The organism is Novipirellula sp., from assembly GCF_041583735.1.
In the GTDB taxonomy this organism is placed as follows: Bacteria; Planctomycetota; Planctomycetia; order Pirellulales; family Pirellulaceae; genus Novipirellula.
Map to the genome: position 1 here is coordinate 1 of NZ_JBFHFD010000668.1, position 4,760 is coordinate 4,760.

Here is a 4,760-nt window from a genome sequence, read left to right on the forward strand (position 1 = left end):
CAAACTCCCCCGCTAACCCCGCTCCGCAGCAGAGCTCGCCAAGAATTTCCTCACAACTCCCGTGGTGAATCTTGCTAAAGATCCCGCGTCACTAAATTCTTAATCTTAATCATACTCATAATCCTAATCTCGTCCGAGCAACCAATTCTCCGTCGCCAAATAAGAACGCCGATCGCTCGGGCAATTTGAACAAGAACAGGCCGAGGCGACCGAGTTACAAGTCACGCATTCTCCATCTGCCACCTCTCCCGAGCGCAGCACGGGAGAGGTCGGACGGGCCCTCAAGGCCTTGTCCGGGTGAGGGCCTGTCACCAGCTCACTCGTACCTCGCATCAATTCCGCGTCTGCTCTGTCTAGCCTCAACTTCCCGTAGTGGATCTTGCGAAAGATCCCGCCGTGCTGGTTTCTTAAATCTAACCTCGCCCGAGCCACCAGCTCTCCATCGCCAACAAGAGCGACGATTGCGCGGTCTAGTTGCGCGGTCTGTTTTGAACAGGAGCAAACAGAGGAAACGGAGTTGCAAATCACCTCTTCTCTGTTGTCTCCCTTACCTCCTGTTCAAAAACTTTCGGAGTTGTCCTTTCCCGCCGAGTCGCCACGCCCAACCATTTCAAAATTTGCAATTGTCAATTTAACTTTTTCAATTCTTCCAACTTCAAGCTCCTCCCACCCTCACTCTCGGCGTCGATCAACTGCATGACAAGAAACAACCCACCGCGACGGATGTTCGCAGGTCCTCCCCCAGCTCGCTACCGTAAGAAAAATATGTGAACTGACGTGCTTGTGAACCGTCCTGCATCGCCGCAGCACTATCTTTGCTGGTTTTTTGCATGACTGCATCACAGGTCAATGCCTCGGATGGAAAAATTGGTTGCAATTTTGCTTGACCCAAGAATCAAGTCCCCTCATACTCAGCGGTCGCCAACCGGCGATAACACTCCCTCGCACCGGCGATAACACTCCATGTGTCACCGAGGGAGCCGAAGGTCCAAACGGCGATAGCACCCCCAGGCCCCAGTTATCGCCACCACAACCAGCGATAATCACTTCGTTATCCGACTGAAGTTCATCTCTTGGACCGAACGTTGACCCGTCGTCAAAAGCATATCGCCGGCAACACCTTAGGCTTTGTTCTGTTTGCTACGTGTGCGGCCTGGTTCTTCACCGACCATCCGACACCACTCGCCGACTGTTCGTTTATCGACTGTGTAATGACTGGTAAGGTTAGCCGCACAGGACGAAGGGGATCAACCGTCTACGCGATCGTAAAATGGAATGGCGACAAACTACGGTTGCGAACAAACGACCCAAAAATTGCGGAGCGTTTGTATCCTGCACCCGCTGGACAGCCAGCGAAGATGATACTAGATGACGCCAGCAACGTGATCGCGTTGACGCTGGGCGACAACATTGTGCAGGACTACAATGGGCACTGTAATTATTGGCGCAAAATGCTACTGTGGTTCGCTTGGCCAAGCGTTGCATTCGCGTTTTGGTGTCTCTATGACGCATTCGAGTGGTATCGCATCTAGCTCAACTCATAGTACGAAGCTTGCGGATAACCAAGCCATTCACACGGAGCACAGCTTGCAAGGTGTCACAAATGGAAGCATCGCACTCCGTGCCCGGTGATGGCAATTCGTTCCCCGACTGAACTAATGCGAATTCTAATTGCAACTTTGCTTGCTGCGTTCGCCGTCGCTGCTCACGCAGGCGGACTGCCGGACCGCGTGGTCATCCATCGGCTGGATCCGCGAGGCGCAATTGCTGGCGAGCAAACCATGTCGATTGAATGGAACGGTCGCAAGACGGACTTGATTGCAACTCGACGGCTAAACGTTGCGGAGGCGAAGAAGCTACGCATGCTCCTACGCAAAGAACTCGCTGACGACGACAACGTGCCTTTCTGTGGTCACAGTCCCGCTTACGCCGTATCGATTACTCCCGACGCCCGCACATTGCTCCCGTTCCCAGACAGGAAATGAGTATTCGATGAATTGGACCTGGCGGTCCAGCGTGGTCTGGCGGATAAAGGCCGAGGATGTTTTTTTGTGCTGCAAACGTGACAAGTGTCGGATTGCAAGACGGGGAATTTGAGAAGTGGGAACCACAGATAAAACCTAATTCACGCAGATGCGCCAGGAGGTAATCTGTGTTCATCGGCGTCTATCTGTGGTTTCATTCGATGCCAGTTTTTTGTGTTGTGAAGATGGGTGTACAGTGGGCAGGCAGTGCGCAGAAAGAGGATTTGGATCACGTCAATCAACTCGCTACAATCAACGGGCGGCCAGCGGCAAAACATCCGGGCGGCCAGCGGCAAAACATCGAGGAACAATACGATGCACAAAAAACGCCGCCGCGATCGTTTCGTGAACACCAACTAAAATTGCGGCTTCTGGGTGATCGTTGCCGTTATCGGACTGATCGTTCGGCATTGGAAAGTACATGCTTTGGCCTGTGATTCTACCGTTTCAGATCACATGCGGTGTAATGCTGTTTGTGGTGCTTGCCTATACGGCTTTTCCGTATCCTCCAAAATTGACTAGGGCGAAAGCTTTCGTTTTCGGCTCAGCATTCGGATTGATCGCGTTCATTCCATCTTGCACGGGTATCATGATGGCGGTCGACACCGTCAGGTTTGGAGACTTTCACTACGATTCCTATGACGACGTTCCTGATTTTCGGTCGCGTAGATACTTGCCGGAGAAAGCGACCGACATCTTCATGCACAAACACGCGAATGGCTACTTCGCACGGTACGAACTCCCTGAACGTGACTTTAGGTCTTATCTCGACGAACTGTGGCAGGAGTACGGCCAATACTCTGCGGTCGAACGTGGTGGCTTCATCGACGAAGGCCAGGTTGTCGATTGCAAGATGTTCGAATTGCGCTTCGGTCACATTGGATGGGACTGTCCCGCAGGATCGCTGGTATACTACAGTCCCAGCGAGCCTGACGGGGGTGGCGCAACATACTATGTCGATCCAAATTCAAACTCCATCACTCAACGCACTGGTTTTTGGTGAGCCGGCCCAACATTGCGGGCAACCATAGCATTCATACGGAACGGTGTTTGCGGCCGTTTTTCAAATAGTAAACTTTTCTCTCCTTGGCCGGTGACGCTGGACGTTCGCCGACTCATGAGTTGTCGGGTATGGATCCATATAAACGGTCATCAATTCCGGAAAGTTTCCTACCACTGCATAAGGGCACTGTGCTCTTTCGACAGGGATGGGTTTTCATTGTCGGCGGCATATTAGCAGGCACGGGAATTCTGATGACAAGTCTGATGACAAGTCTGATGACAAGTCTGATGACAAGTCTGATGACAAGAATGGGCTCTGGTGAGGCTATAACCCAAACGCTTTCACAGCCAAGCAATTCTTAATTCAGGACGGTCTTGCCACGTTGCCTCTATTTATTAACCTTTGTCTGGAAGATCACTCGTCGCTTGTTCCTTCAACCTTATCGTCCGATGATAATTGCGTTTTTTGTGTCGGGATCATTCCACATATGTTGGGTTGTTGCCGGATCTAGTTTTACGACTGAACAACAACTAGAGGACTTCATCAATCAATATTCCGGTACCGCTCTATTTCTCACGGGAGCAATGATTGCCCTGTTCGGCGGAATGGTTGCTGTTGAATGGGAGTGTGTCCTATCAAAATGGGCTTGCAAGACACAATACAACGGCGAGCCGGCCGTTTCGACAATGGAATATCCACCCCGCCGACCGGGTGATCGGTAACGTTCGGTCGCTTACAAACATCATGGTTGCGCGACCGGTGCTTTTTCGGTCGTACTTGAATGGAGACTCAATACTTGACATCAACCGCAAGTCGCAATGATCGCATTGCAACGTCCGTTGTTCGCGGCATTTTCATTATTGCATCGATCGGTCTACTGGCCGTCATGTCGATTCGGGGGCAATGGGAGGCTCAGCTGAGAACTTTCGACGCTGGGACATTCATTAGCCAACTGCCGAATGCCCCGATCTGGCAGTCTCCGCCTGTTCCTGAATATGGCCACTTCACGGATATGTTCGACAGTCTTCCGAGCGTCCAACCTGACAGCTCAGCCATTGTCGTTTTGTTTCGATGGGATTGGGTAGCGATCGAACTGCTTCTCGGGCAGTGGCTCGTCACATCGTCCGTCGGCGTTCTCTACGTGATGACACGTGGAACCAACGTGGACATATTTCTTCACTTCGTTCTTTACGTTGCGATCGGCTTGACTGTGGGAGCATGCGCATGTGTCGGTCTCTGGCTTGTCTTGGGCGGCTGGGGGCCACCTGCTCCGTTGTTTTTCGCCATTTGCGGGCTCATTCTTGGTATTGTGATGGGGCTGTGTTGGTTACCCAAGTCACCATCGCCGATCACAACGCCGACTATTGCAACAGAATAAAACATTGGACACGGAGCGAGGAACAGCGTGATTGGCGTCGTACTGGCATTGAACCGGCGCGGTCTGCATGTTGTGTTCGACGACGCGGTGCAGTCGATGGATTGTTGCGTCCGACAACGCATTCGCGTGACGGGGAACAGGAGAGAACAAAGTCAACGGAGAACCTGCTGGCTGAAACTCCGTTAACTCCGGGTTTTCCGTTTGCTCCTGTGCAAATCCCGCCAACAACTGGCGCATGGAGGGGCGGTTCACGAGTGAGGAGTGAGGAGTGAGGAGTGAGGAGTGAGGAGTGAGGAGTGAGGAGTGAGGAGTGAGGAGTGAGGAGTGAGGAGTGAGGAGTGAGGAGTGAGGAGTG

Annotated in this window: 4 protein-coding genes; all 4 read left to right on the forward strand. The window is 52.3% G+C overall.

The window, feature by feature from the left end:
* Positions 1-1,358: 1,358 nt before the first annotated feature.
* Entirely contained in the window at positions 1,359-1,532 is a 174-nt protein-coding gene (locus ABX962_RS30575) for a hypothetical protein (RefSeq protein WP_372725243.1), read from the forward strand.
* Between the two features lie 126 nt (positions 1,533-1,658).
* Positions 1,659-1,985 (forward strand): hypothetical protein, encoded by a 327-nt coding sequence (locus ABX962_RS30580; protein WP_372725245.1) that lies wholly within the window; start codon positions 1,659-1,661, stop codon positions 1,983-1,985.
* A gap of 460 nt (positions 1,986-2,445) precedes the next feature.
* Positions 2,446-3,027, forward strand: coding sequence for a hypothetical protein (locus tag ABX962_RS30585; protein WP_372725247.1), 582 nt, complete (start codon positions 2,446-2,448; stop codon positions 3,025-3,027).
* A gap of 796 nt (positions 3,028-3,823) precedes the next feature.
* Entirely contained in the window at positions 3,824-4,405 is a 582-nt protein-coding gene (locus ABX962_RS30590) for a hypothetical protein (RefSeq protein ID WP_372725249.1), read from the forward strand.
* Positions 4,406-4,760: the final 355 nt, after the last annotated feature.